General features: G+C 63.7%; 19 protein-coding genes and 1 tRNA gene. 9 read left to right on the top strand and 11 right to left on the bottom strand.

Annotated features, from left to right (window positions below; all coding sequences use genetic code 11):
• The first annotated feature begins 39 nt into the window (after positions 1-39).
• The 3 genes from pyk to AADV58_RS04790 all read left to right on the top strand — a co-directional run bounded on the left by pyk (position 40) and on the right by AADV58_RS04790 (position 3929).
• Positions 40-1479: a pyruvate kinase gene (pyk, locus tag AADV58_RS04800; protein WP_341744205.1), complete on the top strand. Its 1440-nt coding sequence runs from the start codon at positions 40-42 to the stop codon at positions 1477-1479.
• A 46-nt stretch (positions 1480-1525) separates the two neighbouring features.
• Positions 1526-2590: a class II fructose-bisphosphate aldolase gene (gene fba, locus AADV58_RS04795; protein ID WP_341744204.1), complete on the top strand. Its 1065-nt coding sequence runs from the start codon at positions 1526-1528 to the stop codon at positions 2588-2590.
• Between the two features lie 151 nt (positions 2591-2741).
• Entirely contained in the window at positions 2742-3929 is a 1188-nt protein-coding gene (locus tag AADV58_RS04790; RefSeq protein WP_028995216.1) for an ATP-binding protein, read from the top strand.
• 22 nt (positions 3930-3951) lie between these two features.
• On the opposite strand, the gene AADV58_RS04785 is transcribed toward AADV58_RS04790, so the two are convergent.
• The 7 genes from AADV58_RS04785 to AADV58_RS04755 form a co-directional block, all read right to left on the bottom strand.
• Positions 3952-4614 (bottom strand): phosphoglycolate phosphatase, encoded by a 663-nt coding sequence (locus AADV58_RS04785; RefSeq protein WP_341744203.1) that lies wholly within the window; start codon positions 4612-4614, stop codon positions 3952-3954.
• Positions 4611-5315, bottom strand: coding sequence for a ribulose-phosphate 3-epimerase (rpe, locus tag AADV58_RS04780; RefSeq protein ID WP_341744202.1), 705 nt, complete (start codon positions 5313-5315; stop codon positions 4611-4613). The genes AADV58_RS04785 and rpe overlap by 4 nt, the downstream gene beginning before the upstream one ends.
• A gap of 82 nt (positions 5316-5397) precedes the next feature.
• Positions 5398-6435 carry a class II fructose-bisphosphate aldolase gene (gene fba, locus AADV58_RS04775; RefSeq protein WP_341744201.1) on the bottom strand — a complete coding sequence of 346 codons (1038 nt, stop codon included), beginning with the start codon at positions 6433-6435 and terminating at the stop codon, positions 5398-5400.
• 9 nt (positions 6436-6444) lie between these two features.
• Entirely contained in the window at positions 6445-7449 is a 1005-nt protein-coding gene (gene gap, locus AADV58_RS04770; RefSeq protein WP_341744200.1) for a type I glyceraldehyde-3-phosphate dehydrogenase, read from the bottom strand.
• 46 nt (positions 7450-7495) lie between these two features.
• Positions 7496-9529, bottom strand: a complete 2034-nt coding sequence (gene tkt / locus AADV58_RS04765; protein WP_341744199.1) for a transketolase — start codon at positions 9527-9529, stop codon at positions 7496-7498.
• Positions 9530-9560: 31 nt separating this feature from the next.
• The gene (locus AADV58_RS04760) at positions 9561-10433 is read right to left on the bottom strand and encodes a phosphoribulokinase (protein WP_341744198.1); all 873 of its coding nucleotides are present in this window, start codon (positions 10431-10433) and stop codon (positions 9561-9563) included.
• A 39-nt stretch (positions 10434-10472) separates the two neighbouring features.
• Positions 10473-11534, bottom strand: a complete 1062-nt coding sequence (locus AADV58_RS04755) for a class 1 fructose-bisphosphatase (RefSeq protein WP_341744197.1) — start codon at positions 11532-11534, stop codon at positions 10473-10475.
• Positions 11535-11643: 109 nt separating this feature from the next.
• Here AADV58_RS04755 and AADV58_RS04750 point away from each other — a divergent pair, with 109 nt between their 5' ends.
• Positions 11644-12429 carry an HAD family hydrolase gene (locus AADV58_RS04750; RefSeq protein ID WP_341744196.1) on the top strand — a complete coding sequence of 262 codons (786 nt, stop codon included), beginning with the start codon at positions 11644-11646 and terminating at the stop codon, positions 12427-12429.
• Positions 12430-12903: 474 nt separating this feature from the next.
• On the opposite strand, the gene AADV58_RS04745 is transcribed toward AADV58_RS04750, so the two are convergent.
• Together AADV58_RS04745 and AADV58_RS04740 are read right to left on the bottom strand one after the other, a co-directional pair.
• Positions 12904-13692 carry a hypothetical protein gene (locus AADV58_RS04745; protein WP_341744195.1) on the bottom strand — a complete coding sequence of 263 codons (789 nt, stop codon included), beginning with the start codon at positions 13690-13692 and terminating at the stop codon, positions 12904-12906.
• A 93-nt stretch (positions 13693-13785) separates the two neighbouring features.
• On the bottom strand, positions 13786-14259 hold the full coding sequence (locus tag AADV58_RS04740) for a hypothetical protein (RefSeq protein WP_341744194.1): 474 nt from the start codon (positions 14257-14259) through the stop codon (positions 13786-13788).
• A 403-nt stretch (positions 14260-14662) separates the two neighbouring features.
• Here AADV58_RS04740 and AADV58_RS04735 point away from each other — a divergent pair, with 403 nt between their 5' ends.
• From AADV58_RS04735 to AADV58_RS04715, 5 genes are all read left to right on the top strand, one after another.
• On the top strand, positions 14663-15724 hold the full coding sequence (locus AADV58_RS04735; protein ID WP_341744532.1) for a sensor domain-containing diguanylate cyclase: 1062 nt from the start codon (positions 14663-14665) through the stop codon (positions 15722-15724).
• 330 nt (positions 15725-16054) lie between these two features.
• Positions 16055-17434, top strand: coding sequence for a ribulose-bisphosphate carboxylase (locus tag AADV58_RS04730; RefSeq protein ID WP_341744193.1), 1380 nt, complete (start codon positions 16055-16057; stop codon positions 17432-17434).
• A gap of 57 nt (positions 17435-17491) precedes the next feature.
• On the top strand, positions 17492-18295 hold the full coding sequence (locus AADV58_RS04725; protein WP_341744192.1) for a CbbQ/NirQ/NorQ/GpvN family protein: 804 nt from the start codon (positions 17492-17494) through the stop codon (positions 18293-18295).
• A 5-nt stretch (positions 18296-18300) separates the two neighbouring features.
• On the top strand, positions 18301-20592 hold the full coding sequence (locus tag AADV58_RS04720; RefSeq protein WP_341744191.1) for a nitric oxide reductase activation protein NorD: 2292 nt from the start codon (positions 18301-18303) through the stop codon (positions 20590-20592).
• Positions 20593-20637: 45 nt separating this feature from the next.
• Positions 20638-21603, top strand: coding sequence for a LysR family transcriptional regulator (locus tag AADV58_RS04715; RefSeq protein ID WP_245580545.1), 966 nt, complete (start codon positions 20638-20640; stop codon positions 21601-21603).
• 57 nt (positions 21604-21660) lie between these two features.
• Here the strand turns inward: AADV58_RS04715 and AADV58_RS04710 are convergent.
• Positions 21661-21737, bottom strand: a tRNA-Pro gene (locus AADV58_RS04710).
• A 16-nt stretch (positions 21738-21753) separates the two neighbouring features.
• A complete protein-coding gene (gene ispB, locus AADV58_RS04705) occupies positions 21754-22722 on the bottom strand; it encodes an octaprenyl diphosphate synthase (protein WP_028995234.1) in 969 nt (322 codons plus the stop codon).
• Positions 22723-22821 lie beyond the last annotated feature (99 nt).

Below are 22821 nucleotides of genomic sequence, written 5' to 3'. Positions count from 1 at the left end.
CCGGGCCACCCGGCCAGACACCGACAAACGAGACAAACCATGACCCGCCATACCAAGATCGTCGCCACCCTCGGCCCAGCCTCGTCCTCCCCGAAAGTCCTCGAACGCATGGTCGAGGCCGGGATCGACGTCGTCCGCATGAACTTCTCGCACGGTACCGCCGCCGACCACAAGGCCCGCGCCGAAGGCATCCGCGCTGCCGCCGCCAAGCACGGCCGGATCGTCGGCATCCTCGGCGACCTGCAGGGCCCGAAAATCCGTGTCGGCAAGTTCGAGAACAACAAGATCACGCTCGCCCAGGGCGACGGCTTCATCCTCGACGCCGCCTGCAAGCTCGGCACCCAGGAACGCGTCGGTCTCGACTACAAGGACTTGCCCAAGGACGTGCGTCCCAACGACATCCTGCTGCTCGACGACGGCCGCCTCAAACTGACGGTCGAGGCCGTGCGCGGCACGGAAATCCATACCCGCGTGCTGGTCGGCGGCGAGTTGTCGAACAACAAGGGCATCAACCGCCAGGGCGGCGGCCTGACCGCGCCGGCACTGACCGCCAAGGACATGGAAGACATCCGCACCGCCGCCGAGATCGGTGTCGATTTCGTCGCCGTCTCCTTCCCCAAGAGCGCCGCCGACATGTACATGGCCCGCCAGCTGCTGCGCGCCGCCGGCAGCGATGCGGTGCTGATCGCCAAGATCGAACGGGTCGAAGCCGTTGAAAACATGGCCGAAATCCTCGATGCCTCGGACGGCGTCATGGTCGCCCGCGGCGACCTCGCGGTCGAAGTCGGCGACGCCGCCGTGCCGGCGCTGCAGAAGAAGATGATCCGCATGGCGCGCGACAAGAACAAGCTGACCATCACCGCGACGCAGATGATGGAATCGATGATCCACTCGCCGGTGCCGACCCGCGCCGAAGTCTCCGACGTGGCCAACGCCGTGCTCGACGGCACCGACGCCGTCATGCTGTCGGCCGAAACCGCCGCCGGCAAGTACCCGGTCGAAGTCGTCGAATCGATGGCCCGCATCTGCGTCGAGGCCGAACGCTCGGCCGAAGTCACGCTCGACCGCGAATTCCTCGACCGCATCTTCACCCGCATCGACCAGTCGATTGCCATGGCCGCGATCTGGACCGCGCACCACCTCAAGGTCAAGGCCATCGCCGCGCTCACCCAGTCCGGCTCGACCGCGCTGTGGATGAGCCGCCTCAACTGCGGCGTGCCGATCTATGCACTGACGCCGGACGTTGTTTCGCTGTCGCGCATGGCCCTGTTCCGCGAAGTCCGCCCGCTGCTGATGGCCCAGCAGCACACCGAGCGCGAACAGTTGCTGGCCGAAGCCGAGAGCCTGCTGATCGAACGCGGCGTGGTCGAGATCGGCGACCTGATCGTGCTCACCATCGGCGAGCCGATCGGCAGCATCGGCGGCACCAATACGCTGAAGATCGTCCGCGTCGGCGACCACCTGAACACCCAGCCGTAATAAAATAGCGGGCTGATCCCGAAACTTACCGAACACAGGAGTTCCCATGCCGCTCGTTTCCCTGCGCCAACTGCTCGACCACGCCGCCGAGCACGATTACGGCCTGCCCGCCTTCAACGTCAACAACATGGAACAGGTCTGGGCGATCATGGAAGCGGCCAGCCAGCTCGACGCGCCGGTGATCATGCAGGCCTCGGCCGGCGCCCGCAAATACGCCGGCGAACCCTTCCTCCGCCACCAGATCCTGGCCGCGCTCGAAGCCTACCCGCACATCCCGGTGGTCATGCACCAGGACCACGGCCAGAGCCCGGCGGTGTGCATGGCCGCGATCAAGTCCGGCTTCTCGTCGGTGATGATGGACGGCTCGCTGGAAGCCGACGGCAAGACCGTCGCCAGCTACGAATACAACGTCGAAGTCACCCGCAAGGTGACCGAACTGGCGCACAGCATCGGCGTTTCGGTCGAAGGCGAACTCGGTGTGCTCGGTTCGCTCGAAACGATGAAGGGCGACAAGGAAGACGGCCACGGCGCCGACGGCGTGATGACCCGCGAACAGCTGCTGACCGACGTCGAACAGGCCGCCGACTTCGTCCGCCAGACCAACTGCGACGCACTCGCCATCGCCATCGGCACCAGCCACGGCGCCTACAAGTTCACCAAGAAGCCGACCGGCGACATCCTCGCCATCGACCGCATCGCCGAAATCCACGCGCGCATCCCGAACACCCACCTGGTCATGCACGGCTCCTCCAGCGTACCGCAGGAACTGCTCGAGGAAATCCGCCAGTTCGGCGGCGACATGAAGGAAACCTACGGCGTACCGGTCGAGGAAATCGTCAAGGGCATCAAGCACGGCGTGCGCAAGGTCAACATCGACACCGACATCCGCCTGGCGATGACCGGCGCGGTCCGTCGCTACCTGTTCGAGAACCCGTCCAAGTTCGACCCGCGCGACTACCTCAAGCCGGCCCGCGAAGCCGCCAAGAAGATCTGCCTCGCACGCTTCGAAGCCTTCGGCTGCGCCGGCCAGGCAAGCAAGATCAAGCCGCTGTCGCTGGACAAGATGGCCGAACGCTACGCCAAGGGCGAGCTGAACCAGATCGTCAAGTAAGCCGGTTTTTCACGCTCGTCCGCCAACAGCCACCTTCGGGTGGCTGTTTTGTTTCGCACCATCGGTTAGCCAGCCACTTTAAATTTATATTGAGATTTTTCAAATTATCTTTTTGTTGTAATTAGACAAATCTCAATATAAACTGCGTCACATGGACCCGATTCGTAATCCATTCGCCCCCGGCGCAGGCACTCCACCTCCCGAACTGGCAGGTCGTGACGAACTGCGAGAGTCCTTGCGCATCGCGCTCGAACGCGCCAGGATCGGTCGCCCTGCCAAGAGTGCCATGCTGGTGGGCCTGCGGGGCGTCGGCAAAACTGTGCTCTTGGACCGTATCAGGATGGATGCGGAGGCCGCTGGAATCCACACGGTCCGTGTCGAGGCACCTGAAGGCCGCTCGCTACCCGCGCTGATCGCACCACAGCTGCGTCAGGCCCTGCTGCGCCTGAGCCAGATTGCGGCCGCGAAAGACTACGCCGTGCGCGGATTGCGCGCGCTGGCAGGTTTTGCCCGCAAGCTCAAAGTCACCTTCGGTGATATCGAGGTCGGCATCGACTACGAGCCCGAACCGGGCCTGGCCGACAATGGCGATCTTGAACACGATCTGCAAGCGCTGTTCGAACAAGTCGGCTTGGCAGCAAAATCCGCCCACACTGCCCTAGCGATCTTCATCGACGAACTGCAATACGTGGAGGAGGTACAGCTAGCTGCCCTCATCACGGCAATACATCGAACAGAACAACGCCAGTTGCCCGTCGTTCTGGTCGGCGCCGGTCTGCCCCAACTGCGCGGCCAGATGGGAAACGCCAAGTCGTACGCCGAACGCCTGTTTGATTTCCCCATGATCGGGCCGCTGCCCCCAGACGCAGCCCGCCGCGCCATCGAGAAACCACTCGAGGACGAAGGAGTGGCGATCACGGAATCGGCACTGAGCCAGATTTTGCAGGTCACCCAAGGCTACGCGTACTTTCTGCAACAGTGGGGCAGCCACACCTGGCAGGCGGCGCAGGCATCGCCGATCGATAGCGACGCCGTCAGCGCAGCATCTGTCACCGCCGTAGCGGCGCTCGATGAGAGCTTCTTCCGCGTGCGCTTCGACCGCCTTACCCCGAAGGAGAAAAAGTATCTCCGAGCAATGGCAGAGCTGGGCGAGGGGCCCCACCGCTCAGGCGACATTGCCGGCTGCTTCGATGCGGCCGTCTCTTCATTGGCCCCGACGCGGAGCTCATTGATAACGAAAGGGATGATCTGGAGCCCCAACCACGGTGACACCGCGTTCACCGTGCCCATGTTCGACGAGTTCATGAAACGGATCATGCCAAGCGACGACTGGCGCTGACACGTCCTGTTCTGGCATCCCCTTAGGCGCTGTGCGCCAGCCGTAGCGCCACGCCCAGGTCGGCGACCAGCGCGTCGCAATCGGCGGCCTTGACCGGCTCGCCCTCGTTGTAGCCGTAAGGCACGCAGTACACCGCGCTGCCGGCGTTGCGGGCGGTTTCGATGTCGTGTTTCGAATCGCCGATGTGCAGGTTATCGGCGGGTACGCTGCCGAGTGCGGCGCAGGCGTGCAGCAGCGGGGCCGGATGCGGTTTGCGGTGCGGGGTGGTGTCACCGGAGACGACGGCCTGGAAATAATGGGCGATGCCGGTGCGTTCGAGCAGCGGCTCGGTGAAGGCGGCGGGTTTGTTGGTCACCACGGCCAGCGGCAGGCCGGTCGCGTGCCAGGCGGCGAGGCCTTCGCGGACGCCGGGGAAGAATTCAGTGCGATGACCGTTGACCGCCGCGTAGTGCCGCTGAAAGGCGGCGATGCCGCGGGCCATCAGCTCGGCGTCGGGGGCCGACTCGCGGGTCAGGCAGCGCTCGACCAGCACGGCCATGCCGCGGCCGACGAAATGGCGGATTTCGGTTTCACTGCGCGGCGCCTGGTCGAGGTCGATCAGCATCAGGCGGCAGGCCTCGGCCAGGTCGCCAACGGTGTCGAGCAGGGTGCCGTCGAGGTCGAAGGTGATGGAACGGAATTTCATGGGGACTCCTTGAGCGCCTGACGCAATGTCCGGATGATCGTATCGTAACGGTGCGGATCGCTGTCGCGGCCGGCGCCAAAAACCGCCGACCCGGCGACGAAGGCATCGACCCCGGCGGCAGCGATCTCGGCAATGTTGCCGGGATTGACCCCACCGTCGATTTCGAGGCGGATGCGCCGGCCCGTCGGCTGCTGGTAGGCATCGATTTTCGCACGGGCGGCGCGCGCCTTGTGCAGGGTTTGGGTAATGAATTTCTGCCCGCCGAAACCGGGGTTCACACTCATCAGCAGGACCACGTCGAGCTTGTCCATGACGTGGTCCATCCAGTCCAGCGGCGTCGCCGGGTTGAAGACCAGGCCGGCCTGGCAGCCGCCGTCGCGAATCATCGCCAGGCTGCGGTCGACGTGCTCGGACGCTTCCGGATGAAAGGTGATCAGGTCGGCCCCGGCACGAATGAAATCGGGAACGATACGGTCGACCGGCTTGACCATCAGGTGAACGTCGATCGGCGCCGTCGTGCATGGCCGGATCGCCTCGCAGACCAGCGGGCCGATGGTCAGGTTGGGCACGTAATGGTTGTCCATCACGTCGAAGTGGATCCAGTCGGCACCGGCGGCGATGACGTTGCTGACTTCGTCGCCCAGGCGGGCGAAGTTGGCCGAAAGGATGCTCGGGGCGATGATGGCTTCCAGGGGATTCATGGGCTCTTCCTCAGCAAAAAAATGGCCCCGGCTGGCGGGGCCCGAAAACGACCAAGGGTCGCGCAGAGAACATCGGTAGAGATCAGCGGTAGCGGGCGACCATGCGATCCAGCGGGATCGGTTTGATGGCAGACGCCCGCCCGGCCGAGCCGAAGGCTTCGAAACGCAGCCGGCAGATGCCGCGGGCGGCGGTCACGGCGGCCTTGAGGAAGGCGCGCGGGTCGAACTCGTCGGGCTTGTCGGCCATCGCCTTACGCATGGCACCGGTCATCGCCAGACGGATGTCGGTGTCGATATTGACCTTGCGCACGCCGTGGCGGATGCCTTCGACGATTTCCTCGAGCGGTACGCCGTAGGTTTCCTTGATCGTGCCGCCGTACTGGCGGATGGTCGCCAGCCATTCCTGCGGCACCGACGACGAGCCGTGCATGACTAGATGGGTGTCGGGAATGCGCGCGTGGATCGCCTTGATCCGCTCGATGGCCAGGATTTCGCCGGTTGGCGGGCGGGTGAATTTGTAGGCCCCGTGGCTGGTGCCGATGGCGATGGCCAGCGCGTCGACGCCGGTTTTGGCGACAAAGTCGGCGGCTTCGTCGGGGTCGGTCAGCAGTTGCGCGTGGTCGAGCTTGCCGGCGGCACCGATGCCGTCTTCCTCGCCGGCCTTGCCGGTTTCCAGCGAGCCGAGGCAGCCGAGTTCGCCCTCGACCGATACGCCGATGGCGTGCGCCATGTCGACCACCTTGCGGGTGGTGTCGACGTTGTAGGCGTAGCTGGTCGGCGTCTTGCCGTCCTCGCCCAGCGAGCCGTCCATCATCACGCTGGAGAAGCCGCTGCGCATCGACTGCAGGCAGACCGCCGGCGAGGTGGCGTGGTCCTGGTGCAGGCAGACCGGAATGTCCGGGTACTGCTCGATGGCGGCTTCGACCAGCTTGCGCAGGAAGGGCTCGCCAGCGTATTTGCGGGCGCCGGCCGAGGCCTGCAGGATGACCGGGCTGTCGCAGTCCGCCGCCGCCTGCATGATGGCGTGGATCTGCTCCATGTTATTGACGTTGAAGGCGGGCAGGCCGTATGCGTGCTCGGCGGCGTGGTCGAGCAACTGGCGCAGGGAAATCAGGGCCATGGGGGTTCCTCAGTGCGTGATGTGGCGCGCCAGGCGCAACAGGTTGCAGGTATAGCCGTATTCGTTGTCGTACCAGGCGACGACCTTGACGAAGGTCGGGTCGAGCGCGATGCCGGCGCCGGTATCGAAGATCGACGGCTGCGGGCAACCCCGGAAATCGGTCGACACGACAGCCGCATCGGTATAGCCGAGCACGCCCTTGAGCGGCCCCTCAGCCGCCTCGCGCATGGCCGCGCAGATGTCGGCGTAGCTCGCCGCGCGGTCGAGTTCGACGGTCAGGTCGACCACCGAGACATCCGAAGTCGGCACGCGAAAGGCCATGCCGGTCAATTTGCCGTTGAGCGCCGGAATCACCTTGCCGACCGCCTTGGCCGCCCCGGTCGACGACGGGATGATGTTTTCCAGGATGCCGCGCCCGCCGCGCCAATCCTTCCCGGACGGGCCGTCGACCGTCTTCTGCGTGGCTGTCGCCGCGTGCACCGTGCTCATCAGCCCGCGCTTGATGCCGAAGCGGTCGTTGAGCACCTTGGCCACCGGCGCCAGTCCGTTGGTCGTGCACGACGCCGCCGAGACGATGTCCTGGCCGGCGTAATCGGCATGATTCACGCCGAATACGAACATCGGCGTATCGTCCTTGGCCGGCGCCGACTGGACGACCTTGCGCGCCCCCGCGGCAACGTGCGCCTGGCAGCTTTCCCGGGTGAGGAAGAATCCGGTCGCCTCGATCACCAGATCGACGCCGAGTTCACCCCACTTGAGATCGGCCGGATTGCGCTCGGCAGTCAGGCGGATGCGCCGGCCGTCGACGATCAGGTCGCTGCCATCGACAGCCACCTCACCGGCAAAACGCCCGTGCACCGAGTCATGCGTCAGCAGATAGGCGAGGTAGTCCGGATCGAGCAGGTCGTTGATGCCGACCACCTCCAGCCCGGAAAACTCGGCCTCCTGGGCGATGGCGCGGAAGGCCATGCGTCCGATACGGCCGAAGCCGTTGATTGCCACCCGTATTGGCATGGGTTTGTCTCCTGATTTATGAAAAACTCTTTTGTCGCTGGCGTGATCAGAAATCGCCGTCGTTGCCGCTCTCGCGGGCGATGGTTTCGACGACGACGCTGGCCAGATGGCGGGCGGTCAGCCCGAAATGTTCGTAAAGCGCGGGCGCCGGGGCAGAGGCGCCGAAGCGGTCGATGCCGACCACCTCGCCGACCAGGCCGACATACTTGCGCCAGGGGTCGGGATGCGCCGCCTCGATGGCGATGCGCACGACTTCCGGCGGCAGCACCGCGCGCTTCCAGGCGCTCTTCTGGCGGTCGAAACGTGCGCAACAAGGCATGGAGACGACGCGCACGGCAACCCCGTGGGTCGCTAGTTCGTGCTGCGCCTCCAGGGCGATGCCGACTTCCGAGCCGGTGGCGATGATCAACGCCTGCAAGGGGCCGTCGGCGTCGCGCAGGACGTAACCGCCACGGGCAATCTCTTCGGCCCGACCGGCGCGGTCGCCGCATTGGTCGAGGTTCTGCCGCGACAGGAACAAGGCGCTCGGTCCGTCGCGGCGTTCCAGCGACTCGGCCCAGGCCACCGCCGTTTCCAGCTCGTCGCAGGGGCGCCAGACATCGAGACCGGGGATCAGGCGCAGGCTGCCGACGTGCTCGACCGGCTGGTGCGTCGGCCCGTCCTCGCCGAGGCCGATGGAATCGTGGGTCAGCACATGGACGACGCGCTGCTGCATCAGCGCGCTCATGCGAATGGCGTTGCGCGAATAGTCCGAGAACACGGCGAAGGTGCCGCCGTAGGGAATCAGCCCGCCGTGCAGGGCGACGCCGTTCATGATCGCCGCCATGCCGAATTCGCGCACGCCGTAAGAGATGTAGTTCGGCGTGCGCTCGCCGGCCGCATGCCAGGCAACGCTGCCTTTGCCGGCGGTCAGGTTGGAGCCGGTCAGGTCGGCCGAACCGCCGAGCAGTTCGGGAACGCGGTCGATCAGAAAATCGAGGCAGTTCTGCGACGACTTGCGGCTGGCGATGCCGCCATTTTTCACGGCCGCCTGGGCAAGCAGTTCGGCGCGGATTTCCGGCCAGTTTTCCGGCAGACCGCCGGCCTGGGTGCGCTCGAATTCGGCGGCCAGTTCGGGGTATTGCGCACGGTAGGCAGAGAATTCAAGCTGCCATTGCGCTTCAGCCGCCGCGCCGCTGGCGCGGGCGTCCCAGGCACTGCGCAGCGCCGCCGGCACCTCGAACGGCGCATGCGGCCAGTTCAACGCGGCGCGGGTGGCGGCGTTCTCGGCCGCGCCCAGCGGCGCCCCATGCACGTCGTGGCTGCCGACCTTGTTCGGCGAACCCCAGCCGATCTGGGTGCGGCAGACGATCAGGGTCGGCTTGCTGCGCGACTGCCTGGCTTCGGCAATGGCGGCGGCAACGGCGATGGCGTCGTGGCCGTCGATCGGGCCGATGACATCCCAGCCGTAGGCGCGGAAACGGGCGCCGGTGTCGTCGCGGAACCAGCCTTCGACGTGGCCGTCGATGGAAATCCCGTTATCGTCGTAGAAGGCGACCAGCTTGTTCAGCCCCCACACGCCGGCCAGCGCGCAGGCTTCGTGGCTGATCCCTTCCATCATGCAGCCGTCGCCGAGGAAGGCCCAGGTGCGGTGATCGACGATGGCGTGGCCGGGCCGGTTGTAGCGCTGGGCCAGCAGCTTTTCCGCCAGCGCCATGCCGACCGCGTTGCTGATGCCCTGACCAAGCGGCCCGGTGGTCGTCTCGACGCCCGGCGTGTGGCCGACTTCGGGATGGCCGGCGGTCTTGCTGCCGAACTGGCGGAAACGCTTGAGTTCGTCGAGCGGCAGGTCGTAGCCGGTCAGGTGCAGCAGCGCGTAGATCAGCATCGAGCCGTGGCCGTTCGACAGCACGAAGCGGTCGCGGTCGGCCCACTGCGGGTTGGCCGGGTTGTGGCGCAGGTGGTCGCGCCACAGGACTTCGGCGATGTCGGCCATGCCCATCGGGGCGCCGGGGTGGCCGGATTTGGCCTGCTCGACGGCGTCGATGGCCAGGAAGCGGACGGCGTTGGCCAGGTCGCGACGGAATGCGGTGGTGGTCATGTCTCTCTCCATCTCGGTAAGTTTCCGTAGCTCAGGCGCGACGCTTGAGGTCCATCAGGCGTAGGACCATGGGCGTGAAGATCATCTGCATCGCCAGCCCCATCTTGCCGCCGGGCACGACCAGGGTGTTCGGGCGGGTCAGCATGCTGCCGTGCAGGATGTTGAGCAGGTACTGGAAATCGATGCCCTTGGGGTTGGCGAAACGGATCACCACCATGCTCTCGTCGGCGCTGGGAATGTCGCGGGCGATGAAGGGGTTAGAGGTATCGACGATGGGCACGCGCTGGAAATTGACGTGGGTGCGCGAGAACTGCGGGCACAGGTGGCTGACGTAATCAGGCATGCGGCGCAGGATGGTGTCGGTCACCGCTTCCTGCGAGTAGCCGCGCATCTTCTGGTCGCGGTGCAGCTTCTGGATCCACTCCAGGTTGATGATCGGCACGACGCCGACGCACAGATCGACCTGGGCGGCGATGTCGATGCCGTCGCCGGCCCAGGCGCCGTGCAGGCCTTCGTAAAACATCAGGTCGGTGTCGCCGGTAATCTCCTGCCAGGGCGTGAAGGTGCCCGGTTCCTGGCCCCAGGGCTCGGCCTCGCCTGCATCGTGCAGGTATTTGCGCACCTTGCCGCTGCCGTCGCGCCCATAGCTGATGAACAGGTCCTGCAGTTCCTGCAGCAGATTGGCCTCGGGACCGAAATGGCTGAAGTTGAGGTTGCCCTGTTCCTCCTGCGCCTTCATCTCGGCGCGCATGCTTTTACGGTCGTAGCGATGGAAGGAGTCGCCCTCGACGATCTGGGCGTTGAGCTTCTCGCGCCGGAAGATGTGCTGGAAACTCTGCATCACGGTACTGGTACCGGCGCCGGACGAGCCGGTGATGGCGATGATCGGGTGCTTGACGGACATGGCGGATGACTCCCCGGGATATGGAATGCTTGAGCGGCGTCAGTCGCGGAACAGCGAGCGTTCGGCGAACAGCGGCGACGCAAAGGGGCGGTCGGCCCCGGTATCGTATTCGTGGTGATAGCGTTCGAGCCGCTTGACTTCCTCGCGCGAGCCGAGCATCACCGGCACGCGCTGGTGCAAGGCTTCCGGCACCACATCGAGGATGCGCCCGCGCCCGGTCGAGGCCGCGCCGCCGGCCTGCTCGATCAGCATGGCCATCGGGTTGGCTTCGTAAAGCAGGCGCAGGCGACCCGGCTTGGCCGGATCCTTGTTGTCCTTGGGGTACATGAAGATGCCGCCGCGCATCAGGATGCGGTGCACCTCGGCGACCATGGACGCGATCCAGCGCATGTTGAAATCGGCCTCGCGGATGCCGGTCTTGCCGGCCTTGCACTCGCTGACATAGCGCTGCACCGGCGGCTCCCAGAAGCGTTCGTTCGACGTGTTGATGGCGAACTCGCGGGTGGTTTCCGGCACGCGGATGTCGGGATGCGTCAGGATGAAATTGCCGCTCTCGCGATGCAGCGTAAACCCGTGCGTACCGGTGCCGACGCTCAGCACCAGCATGGTCGATGGGCCGTAGATGGCGTAACCGGCGGCGACCTGCCGCGCCCCCGGCTGCAGGAAATCGGCCGGCTCGGCGTCGCCGGCGGTCGACCGCTGCAGAATCGAGAAAATGGTGCCGACCGAAACATTCACGTCGCTGTTCGACGACCCGTCGAGCGGATCGAAAATCAGCAGGTAGCGGCCACGCGGGTACTCGGCGGGAATCGCATACGGCGCATCCATCTCCTCCGACGCCATGCCAGCCAGCTGGCCGCCCCACTCGCAATGGCGCAGGATGGCCTCGTTGGTCAGCACATCCAGCTTCTTCTGCACCTCGCCCTGGACATTGGTCGACGCCATCGAACCGGAAAAGCCGCTCAGCGCGCCCTTGCCGACCAGACCGGAAATGGTCTTGACCGCCGCCGCCACGTCGATGAGCAAGGCGCCCATCTCGCTGTGCGCGCCGCGCGTCTGCTCGATGACGAACTTGGACAGGGTGGTGCGTCCGATATGCATGGTATCTCCAATCATTGTTGTATTACTGCATTGAGGACAAAGGTAAGTGACTTCTTAGTTAAGGCCTAGTCAGAATTTCTTAATAGGTAAATAAGTTATAGCTTATTAAATGTCGCTGAACCCAGGCATCAGCAAGATTGACTGGCCCGAACGCGCGCGCGTGGCTATCGTCGCTGCCATGAACAAACTGCAAGCCCTGATTTTCGATGTCGATGGCACGCTCGCCGAAACCGAGCGCGACGGCCACCGCCCGGCCTTCAACGCCGCCTTCCGCGACTGCGGGCTGACCTGGCACTGGGACGAACAGCGCTACGGCGAATTGCTCGCCATCACCGGCGGCAAGGAACGCATCCGCCACTACGCCGCGCAACACGCCCCGGACATCGCCGCCCGCCCCGACTTCGACGCGCTGGTCGGCCAACTACACAAGATCAAGACCGCGCACTATCTGCGCCGGGTCGATCAGGGCCAGCTCCCGCTCCGCCCCGGCGTCGCCCAGCTGATCAGCGAAGCCCGGCAAGCCGGCATCCGCCTGGCCATCGCCACCACCACCACACCCGAAAACGTCGACGCCCTGCTCCGCGCCAACCTCGGCCCCGACGCCCCTGCCTGGTTCGAAGTCATCGGCGCCGGCGACATCGTCCCGGCCAAAAAGCCGGCCCCGGACATCTACCAGTGGGTCCTCAACCGCCTCGCCCTGCCGGCAACCGCCTGCCTGGCCATCGAAGACTCGGAAATGGGCCTGAAATCGGCGTTGAGCGCGGGTTTGCGCTGCGTGGTCACGATTAGCGAATACACCCGCGGGCAGAATTTTCGCGGGGCGTGGAGGGTGATTGAGGGGTTGGCGGGGTGTTCGTTGGGGGAGCTGGAGGCGTGTCTGGTCAGCGATGGCTGACTTCGGCATGGAGCTTGAGACCCAGCGCGCCGACAACCTTGAGATGGTATCGAAGCCTGGACTCCGTTCCCCGGAGAGCGCCTTGGCAATAAAGGCTGCATCGCCGTCGGCCTCTTCGAAGCAGGCTTCAAAATAAGCCGCCATCTCCTCCGGCGTTCTGAGATGTTCGGCAACATCGTAGCGATGTGGTAGCAGTCTTGGTCATGGTGCTTACTCCGCGAGATTGCGAGCGAGGTGCAAGGCGGTCTTGATATCGTTGGCCTGGCTGCTCTTGTCGCCACCAGTCAAAAGAATAATCAGCTCTCGCTCTCGCTTTCAGTCTCGCGGATTTCAATCATGGTTTGAATGTAGCCTTGTGGCTACAAAGTATCAATGGCGCCATGAGGGTGCCTGAGGTGCCCCACGTTTGAATTCACCGGACTGCGCGGCTTCTCGAGTTGATCCGGTTGACCGCAGGGTTGGGCATCAATCGGTTCATGATAAACGCATTGACGAATTTGCCTTGATCGTAGATGTAACATCCGGGCGTCTCGGCGTAATGACTTCGTCGAACATCTCTTGAATGAACGGAGCGACCCAATACTGTGAATCTTCTTCCGGCTGCATGCCACACTCAAATGCGTCCATATGATCACTGGACATCATGTAATGGTTCTTCAAGAAGAAGATGTATCCGAGGTGCAGAATGAATATGTCTCGTGCGTCCTCAGAAAATCGGTCAAGCCACCAGCCGCGGTTCTTTATGTAAATCTGATTGTCATTTAGCATTGCGTGGCGATAGAAGTTGTAATGTGTGTGATCGTTACATCTATCGCGAAGGCGTTTGTACCTGTCATCGACGCCAAACACATCGTTGATCGGCTTCAGCTCTCCTGAGGCTCTTATGTATTGCGACATCACTCGGTACTCTGGCAGCTTTTCCTTTCCTTGGAGCCAGTTGTTTATCTTGTCAACGATGAAGCTTTCGATGCTGAAATTGTCGTGGAGGTACAAATTCGAGTAGACGTTGATTACTGCGGAATCGTAGTACTTTCGCAACAATGCGTATGCATCGTTGATACGGCCTGCAAGCAAGATTGTTCTCATTGATTCGACCGTACCTTGCATTGAAGAGTAGACGTACGTGTCGATGTTGCAGATGGCCTTGGTACCCATTGTAGCGAAGGAGAATACGGACATGGCCAATCGCTCATAGAACTTCATGTATTGCTGGAGCTCAGCGAATACGCGATGTTCCTGGTATGGTTTGTCTGTTACCTCCATCGATACTCCGCGTAGATTGATGCCCAACGTGAATTTGAGGCGACTGCGTGGTTTTTCACGCAGGTCGCGTCGAACGTAGCGTTTGAGAGCACGCTACTCAACACGCTTTACGCGCACCCATTCGCGCTTGAGGATCGACTGCGATAGTGGCACGAGCTCTTCAACCAGTGTTCGAGCCCTTTGAGCATCTCGCTTATCTCCAGCCGCAGCGCGGCCGCCCATAGTAAGTAGCAGATCTCCGAGAAGCTGACCGAGGCGTTGATGGTCTTCCTCTTTCGGATTGAGCATAAGTCGCACCTTTGCACTCAGCAGCGCAAGCCGCTCCATTTTCTGATCGAACTCGATTTCCGTTCGGCTAGACCAGTCGCCTGCGTGCATGAGGCCGGTGATCGAGATGTATTCGGCTATAAGGTCTCGCAAAGTGTTGATCCAAGTTTGGCGGTTCGCGGACAGTACAGTGACTCGGCTCTGGCGCTGCGCTGCCCATAAGGAGACCAATGGACCGAGCAAAACGGCGAGGAGCGCTGTGACAGAGGAAATGACAGCAATCGTCTCTGGCGTGCTCATGGTGCTCTCTAACCAGAAATCGACAACAAAGTTGTCCAATATCCCAGAATACAGGACAGCCGGAAACGCCTATGCCAGATAGAACCACTGTCTTTCGCGCTGATATTCACCTGCTTCCCCCCAAGAAAACCGGACAGGCACAACCTTACCCGCCCATCATTTCCGGCGCAACTGAATATCTAATTTGACTCGCAGAAGCAAGATCAATACTTCTGTCGACTCGTCCCACAGACTCGCCTCTTTTGCCCGAACGCCGCCACCGCTCCCCTCCCTGCGGTACGATGCGCCAATACAAACCCTGAACCCGCGCACCTGTTTCGCCACGCTTTTCCGGCACTTCCCGGCCAGGTAAGGCATCATCCCAATTGGGAACGGGGTTAAGAACAGAGGAGGCTGGCTGTTGATGCTGGATGGAATGCTGGTGCTCGTTGGTGGTGTGCTACTGCTTGCGGTTGTTCTGTTTCTGCTCTGGAAGCAGGCGCAGATGCGCAGCGAATTGGCGGCGCTCCGGGCCAGCGAGGCATTGTTCCGGCGGCTGACGGAGGATGTTTCCGATGTAATCTGGCGCGCCGACCCGAATCTGTTCATCACCTACATCAACCCGACCGACGAGAAGCTGCGCGGTTTCAGGGCGGATGAGGTGATCGGCCACCATGTTTTCGAAATGTTCACCGACGAGGGCATTGCGACGGTGACCAACATCATCAAGCAGCGCCAGGAGAAGGAGGCGGACGGTACGATCACCGGCCCGGTCACTTTCGAGATTCAGCATCGCTGCAAGGATGGCCGGCTGCTGTGGGCCGAGGTGCTGTCGAAGCCGGAGCGCGATGCGCGTGGCCGGATTACCGGTTACCACGGGATCAGCCGCGAAACGACCGAACGCAAGCGGCTGCAGGATCAGATCCAGAAGCTGGCGTTCTACGATCCCCTGACCGGCCTGCCCAATCGTCGCCTGCTTGAGGATCGCCTCGGGCAGAGTCTGGCGTCGAGCAAGCGTACGGGGATTTTCGGCGCGCTGCTGTTTCTCGACCTGGACAATTTCAAGCCGCTGAACGATCTGCACGGGCACGAAGCGGGCGATCACTTGCTGATCGAAGTGGCCAGGCGGCTGAAGGCCGGGGTGCGGGAGGTGGATACGGTTGCCCGCTTCGGCGGCGACGAGTTTGTCGTGATCATCCGCGAGCTGGATCGCGATCTCGCCGTGTCACACGAGCAGGTGGCGACGATTGCCGAGAAAATCCGCGCCCTGCTGGCCGAGCCTTACTGCTTGAGCGTGAACCACGGCGGCTCGGCTGGGCAGGCGATTGAACACCGCTGTTCGGCGAGCATCGGCATCCGCGTCTTCATCGGCAACGGCATCGATCCCGACGAGATTCTCAAGCAGGCCGATCTGGCGATGTATCAGGCCAAGGACGCCGGGCGCAACACGCTCTGTTTCTTCAGCCCGCCGGACGAGACGGCGTAAAAAAGCCGGGCAAGCCCGGCTTTTCTTTCAGTGGTAGGCTTTTTTCGAAGCCAGCTTGTTGGCCATGAAGCAGGCCATGCCGAAAATCACCACGGCGAAGCCGACGCCAACCAGGGAAAGCTCATCCATTTAACACCCCGCAGAAAAGGTTATTGATCGATTGAAGCCGCTTAGACCGGCTGACAAGGGAAAGTTCCCGGCGAGGGGTCGGCAAAATAATAAGAAATCACTGAACAATCCCATAAAAATACGTGACTGTTATTTATCTTTTGCCCTTCCTAATATGGTCTCCATCGTAGCCACCCGGCGAACACACCAAGGAGACAAAAGATGGATCAATCGAACCGCTATGCCGACCTGAGCCTCAAGGAAGAAGACCTGATCGCCGGTGGCCAGCACATTCTCTGCGCCTACAAGATGAAGCCCAAGGCCGGCTACGGCTACCTTGAAGCGGCTGCTCACTTCGCCGCCGAGTCCTCTACCGGCACCAATGTCGAGGTGTGCACCACCGACGAATTCACCAAGGGTGTCGATGCGCTGGTCTATCACATCGACGAGGCGACCGAGGAAATGCGCATCGCCTACCCGATCGATCTGTTCGACCGCAACGTCATCGACGGCCGGATGATGATCGTTTCCTTCCTGACGCTGACCATCGGCAACAACCAGGGCATGGGCGACATCGAGCACGCCAAGATGTACGACTTCTACGTGCCGCGCCGCGCCATCGAACTGTTCGACGGCCCGTCGGTGGACATCAGCAACCTGTGGCGCATCCTCGGCCGGCCGATGCAGGATGGCGGCTACATCGCCGGCACCATCATCAAGCCCAAGCTCGGCCTGCGTCCCGAACCGTTCGCTGCTGCGGCCTACCAGTTCTGGCTGGGCGGCGACTTCATCAAGAACGACGAGCCGCAGGGCAACCAGGTGTTCTGCCCGATGAAGCAAGTCATTCCGCTGGTGCGCGATGCGATGAAGCGGGCCATGGACGAAACCGGCCAGGCCAAGATTTTCTCGGCCAACATTACCGCCGACGACCACGGCGAGATGATCGCCCGTGGCGAATACATCCTCGAAGCTTTCGGCCCGGATGCCGACAAGGTGGCTTTTCTGGTCGACGGCTACGTCGGCGGCCCGGGCATGGTCACCACCGCCCGCCGCTACTTCTCGCGCCAGTACCTGCACTACCACCGCGCCGGCCACGGCGCCGTCACTTCGCCGTCGTCGAAGCGCGGCTACACCGCCTACGTGCTGGCCAAGATGAGCCGGCTGCAGGGGGCTTCGGGCATCCACGTCGGGACCATGGGCTACGGCAAGATGGAGGGCGACAAGGACGACCGCGCCATCGCCTACATCATCGAGCGCGACAGCTATACCGGCCCGGCTTACCACCAGGAGTGGTACGGCATGAAGCCGACGACGCCGATCATCTCCGGCGGCATGAACGCACTGCGCCTGCCCGGCTTCTTCGAGAACCTCGGCCACGGCAACGTGATCAACACGGCGGGCGGCGGCTCCTACGGCCACATCGACAGCCCGGCGGCCGGCGCCAAGTCGCTGCGTCAGGCTTACGAATGCTGGAAGGCCAAGGCTGATCCGATCGAGTGGGCCAAGGAGCATCCGGAGTTCGCCCGGGCGTTTGCCTCCTTCCCCAACGACGCCGACCAGATCTACCCGGGCTGGCGCGACAAGCTCGGCGTGCATAAGTAAGCACTAACCCACCCCGCCCCGGCGGGGTTTTTCTTCCGCGCCCGCCAGGAGACCGCCATGAACGATGTCGCCCACTTCGCGGTTTGCCGCGAACCCTTCTATCAACCGCAAGGCAAGGAAATCGAGCTGTACGAAGCGGCCTACGCCGCCCGCCTGCCGGTCATGCTCAAGGGGCCGACCGGCTGCGGCAAGTCGCGCTTCGTCGAGTACATGGCCTGGAAGCTGGGCCGGCCGCTGATCAGCGTCGCCTGCAACGAGGACATGACCGCCGCCGACCTGGTCGGCCGCTACCTGCTCGACGCCAACGGCACGCGCTGGCAGGACGGCCCGCTGACTGTCGCCGCCCGCCTCGGCGCGATCTGCTATCTCGACGAAATCGTCGAAGCCCGCCAGGACACGCTGGTGGTCATCCATCCGCTGACCGATCACCGGCGCATGCTGCCGCTCGACAAGAAGGGCGAACAGGTCGCAGCCCACCCCGACTTCCAGCTGGTGATTTCCTACAACCCCGGTTACCAGAGCCTGGTGAAGGATCTCAAGCAATCGACCAAGCAGCGTTTCTCCGCCTTCCAGTTCGACTATCCGGAAGCCAGCCTGGAAGCCCGCATCGTCTGCGCCGAAACCTCGATCGCCCAGGCCACCGCCGAACAACTGGTGACTTTCGCCCAGGCCGGTCGGCGCCTCAAGGGGCACGGCCTCGACGAAGGCATCTCGACCCGGCTGATCGTCTACGCCGCCAGCCTGATCGCCCGCGGCGTCAGCCCGGCCGACGCCTGCCGCATGGCGATGGTCCGCCCGATCACCGACGACGCCGACGTGATCGACAGCCTGGACCACGCCATTACGGCCATTTTTGGCTGACCGGGATGGCGGTTCCCGGCCTGCGCAACATTGCCGACGCGCGCCAGCGGCCGATGTCCAGCCCGTCGGCGCAGGCAGCCTGGACCACGCTCGACTGCGGTTTTGCCGTCGTCGCCGACGTCTTCGAGGAATGCCTGGCCGCCGCCGGGCAAGTACTCACCGCCATCGAACTCGGCGACTACCTGGAAGCGGCACGCACCATCGGCAAGCTCGGACGCGGCCCCGAACCGTTGCTCGCCTTTCTCGAACACTGGCCGGCGGTGGCGCGCCAGCTCGCGCCGGCCGAGGCCCTGCCGCCCCTGATGGCGAGCATCCGCAGCCTGCAGAAATCGCCCAACGCACCTGCCGTGACGCCCTTGCTGCAGACGCTGGCCGCAGTCGTCGCCTGCGTCCGCAGCAGCGACGGCCTGGCTGCCTACCTGCGCATTGTCCTCGACCTTGGCGAACGCACCGCCGGTTCGATTCACGGTCGCCAGCTCACCCATCCCAGCCCGTCCCTGCCCGATTTCCTCCTTGCCGCCCCCCGGGCGCTCGCCATTGTCTCGCTGGCCGGTCTGAACCGCTGGGTGTCCCAGGGCATCCGCCTGACCGGCGACCACCCCGAACGTCAGCGCGACTTCTTCAGCCTGCAGTCCGCGGAAAGCCGGCGCCTGCTTGAGGGTGAGCGGGACGGCACTCTGTTTGCGACGGTCGAGCGCCGCCTCGCCCTGAGCCTGCAAGCACTGTGGGCCGACGACAGCGCGCTCGTCCCCTACTCGACCACTTTCGCCGAGCGCCGCCAGCAGCCCTACCTGGCCGCCGACGGGCTGCGCCTGCCCGCCGTGCTGACCGACCGCCCCGGCAGCAGCGGCCTGGCGCGTTACCGACTGATGCTGGCGCACATGGCCGGCCATCGCCGCTGGAGCCAGCCGTTGATCGCCGACAACTGGAGCCCGATGCAACGCCTGGCGGTCGAGGCGCTCGAAGATGCGCGTATCGACTGCCTGCTGCTGCGGCTTTACCCCGGACTCACCGCCAGCCTGCTGGCCGCCCACCCGCAACCGCTGCCGGGCAGTTGCGACGCGGCCTGCGAAAACACCCTGCGCCACCGCCTGACCCGGCTGTCGCGGGCCTGCATCGATCCGACCGGCAGCGATCCCGATCCGCTGATCGACGAGTTCGCCGGGCGTTTCCGGCGCTGCCTGGCCGACGGCGCGGCAAGCACCCGGGCGGTCGCCGAAATTGCGCTTGCCTACGCCGCACGCAGCCGCCTGCCGAGCGACCAGTACGCCCGGGTGCACTTCGCCGATACCGAAATCGGCTACCGCGACGACAACCGCCACCTGTGGATTCATCTCGAAGCCGGCGACGAGGAAGAAAATTTCGAGCCACCGCCGAGCGCTGCCGCCAGCGAGCCCAGCGGCCTGCCCCCCCGGCATTACCCGGAGTGGGACGAGGCGGCCCAGACCTGGCGCCCCGACTGGGTCGCTGTCTACGAAGCCTTGCACCCGCCGGCCAAGGCCGCCGACATCGACGCACTGCTGGCCAGGCATGCCCCGCTCGCCCGCCGCCTCAAGCGCCTGCTCGACCTGCTCAAGCCGCAAGAACGGGTACGCATTCGCCACCAGGAAAACGGCAGCGAACTCGATCTCGATGTCGCCGTCCGCGCCTGGACCGACTGGCGTAGCGGCCACCTGCCCGATCCGCGCATCCAGGTCAGTCACCGGACGGCCGGGCGCGACATCAGCGTGCTGCTGCTGATCGACCTGTCGCAGTCGCTGAACGCCACGCTGCCGGGCGGCCAGCAAAGCATCCTCGACACCGCCCGCGAAGCCGTCGCCCTGCTCGCCTGGGCCATCGACGAACTGGGCGACGCCTGCGCCATTGCCGGCTTTCATTCCAACGCCCGGCACGAGGTCCGCTACCACCACATCAAGGGCTTTTCCGAAGCCTGGGGCGATCCGGTCAAGGCGCGCCTGGCCGCCGTCAGCGCCGGCTGGTCCACACGCATGGGCGCCGCGCTGCGGCACGCCGGGCGCATGCTGTCGGCCCGGCGCAGCGAAAAACGCATCCTGCTCGTACTGACCGACGGCGAGCCGGCCGACATCGACGTCAGCGATCCGGATTACCTGCTTGCCGACGCCCGCAAGGCGGTGGGCGAACTCGCCGGCAGCGGCATCGACAGCTTCTGCCTCAGTCTCGATCCCGGAGCCGACGCCTATGTCGGCAGGATCTTCGGCCGGCAGTGGCGCATTCTCGACCGCATCGAACGCCTCCCCGAACAACTGCCGATGGTCTATTTGAACCTCACCCGTTGACGCCCGCCGATGCGCCGCCTAGAGTCAGGAAAACCTGAACGATTCATGGAAACACTTCACCGACCAATGAACTTTGTCCGCAACCTGACCCTGCGCCAATTGCAGATCTTCGTCGTCGCCGCCCGCCATTTGAGCTATGCCCGCGCGGCGGAAGAGCTGCACCTGACACCGCCGGCGGTATCCATGCAGTTGAAGCAACTCGAGGACAACGTCGGTCTGCCGCTGTTCGAGCGCATGGGTCGCGGCGTCGCCCTGACCGGGGCCGGCGAGCTGCTGGTACATCACGCCTTGCGCATCCTCGGCGAAATCAAGGATGCCGAAGCCAGCCTGCAGGCGCTGGCCGGCGCCGAAACCGGGCAGATATCGGTCGGACTGGTCAGTACCGCCAAGTATTTCATGCCGCGCCTGCTGGCCAAGTTTGCCCAGGCGCATCCCGGCATCGACGTCCAGTTCACCGTCGGCAACCGCGAACTGTTGTTGCAGAAGCTGCAGGACAACGCCATCGACCTGGCGATCATGGGCCGTATCCCTGTCGAAATCGACGCCCACGGCGAACCGATGGCCCGCCATCCGTACGTGCTGGTCGCCCCGGCCGACCATCCGCTGCGCACGGCGCGCCGCTTCGAACTGCACGAACTGCGTCAGGAAACCTTCCTGCTGCGTGAGGAAGGTTCGGGCTCCCGGCGCGTCGCCGAGGAAATGTTCAAGAACCACCTGTTCACGCCGGCGCGGACGATCAGCATGGGCAGCAACGAAACGATCAAGCAGGCGGTCATGGCCGGCATGGGCATCAGCCTGTTGTCGCTGCACACCCTGCCGCTGGAACTGAAAACTGCCGAAGTCAGCCTGCTCGACGTGATCGGCACCCCGATCGAACGCACCTGGTACGTGGTGCACATGAACGCCAAACGCCTGATGCCGGCCGGCATGAACTTCCGCAACTTCCTGCTCGACGAAACCGCCCCGGCGCTGATCCAGGAATTCGACCACTATCTGCCGCGAACGGCGTAGGCAGAAAAGAAAAAAGCCCTGAATAATCAGGGCTTGTTTCTTTTCTTAGCAGTAAATTGGTCGGAGTGACAGGATTCGAACATGCGACCCCTGCGTCCCGAACGCAGTGCTCTACCAGGCTGAGCTACACTCCGACGACCAGAAATTAATCTAGTGGTTTCTCTGTACCGCTAAGAAGGACAATTGTAGCAGAGCTTTTTTATAAATTGAATCCCCCAGCGCCAAAATTGATGCTCTGGCTAATTCGGCTTCCTGTTCCGCACGCGCTCGCGCGTGCAGCAGCGCACCGCTGTCCTGGATCGCCGCCAGCACCGCCGGGAATTCGTCGCGACCGCCTTCTTCGATGGCGCGGCGAACGCAGGCCGCCTGCTCGGCCGTGCCGTGTTGCATGACGTAGATCAGCGGCAGGGTCGGCTTGCCTTCGGCCAGGTCGTCGCCCAGATGCTTGCCGGTATCGGCTTCCTGGCCGGAGTAGTCGAGCACGTCGTCGACCAGCTGGAAGGCCGTGCCCAGGTGCATGCCGTAGCGGGCCAGGGCTTCTTCCAGTTCGGGTTCGGCGTTACCGATGATCCCGCCCAGGCGCGCCGCCGCTTCGAACAGCTTGGCGGTCTTGTAATGGATGACCTGCATGTAGCGCGCTTCATCGACATCGGCGTCGTGGCAGTTCATCAATTGCAGGACTTCGCCTTCGGCAATGATGTTGGTCGCGTCCGACAGCACCTGCATGATGCGCATGTTGTCGACCGCCACCATCATCTGGAAGGCGCGGGAATAGAGGAAGTCACCGACCAGGACGCTGGCTGCGTTGCCGAAGGCGGCATTGGCGGTTTCCCGGCCGCGTCGCAGTTCGGACTCGTCGACCACGTCGTCGTGCAGCAGGGTCGCGGTGTGGATGAATTCGACCACCGCCGCCAGTTCGTGATGGCGCGTGCCCTGGTAACCGAGGCTGCCGGCCGCCAGCAGCACCAGCGCCGGCCGCATGCGCTTGCCGCCGCTGTTGATGATGTATTCGGCAACCTGCCTGACCAGCACCACATCCGAATGCAAGCGGTCGCGGATGACCGCATCGACGGCCTTCATATCGGGCCCGATCAGGGCGTATAGCTGTTCCAGGGTCACGGTATTCGTTCTCGGGGTGAAGCGCGGAATCTTATGGGGCGGACCCCAGCCAGTCAAGGCCAATTCACTGCAGGTACGACCCTGTTCCGGGCTGCGGTT

The organism is Azonexus hydrophilus (assembly GCF_038368255.1).
GTDB classification, from domain to species: Bacteria; Pseudomonadota; Gammaproteobacteria; order Burkholderiales; family Rhodocyclaceae; genus Azonexus; species Azonexus hydrophilus.
Note: the sequence above shows the minus strand (reverse complement) of the source record. Positions and strands in the feature narration are given on the sequence as shown.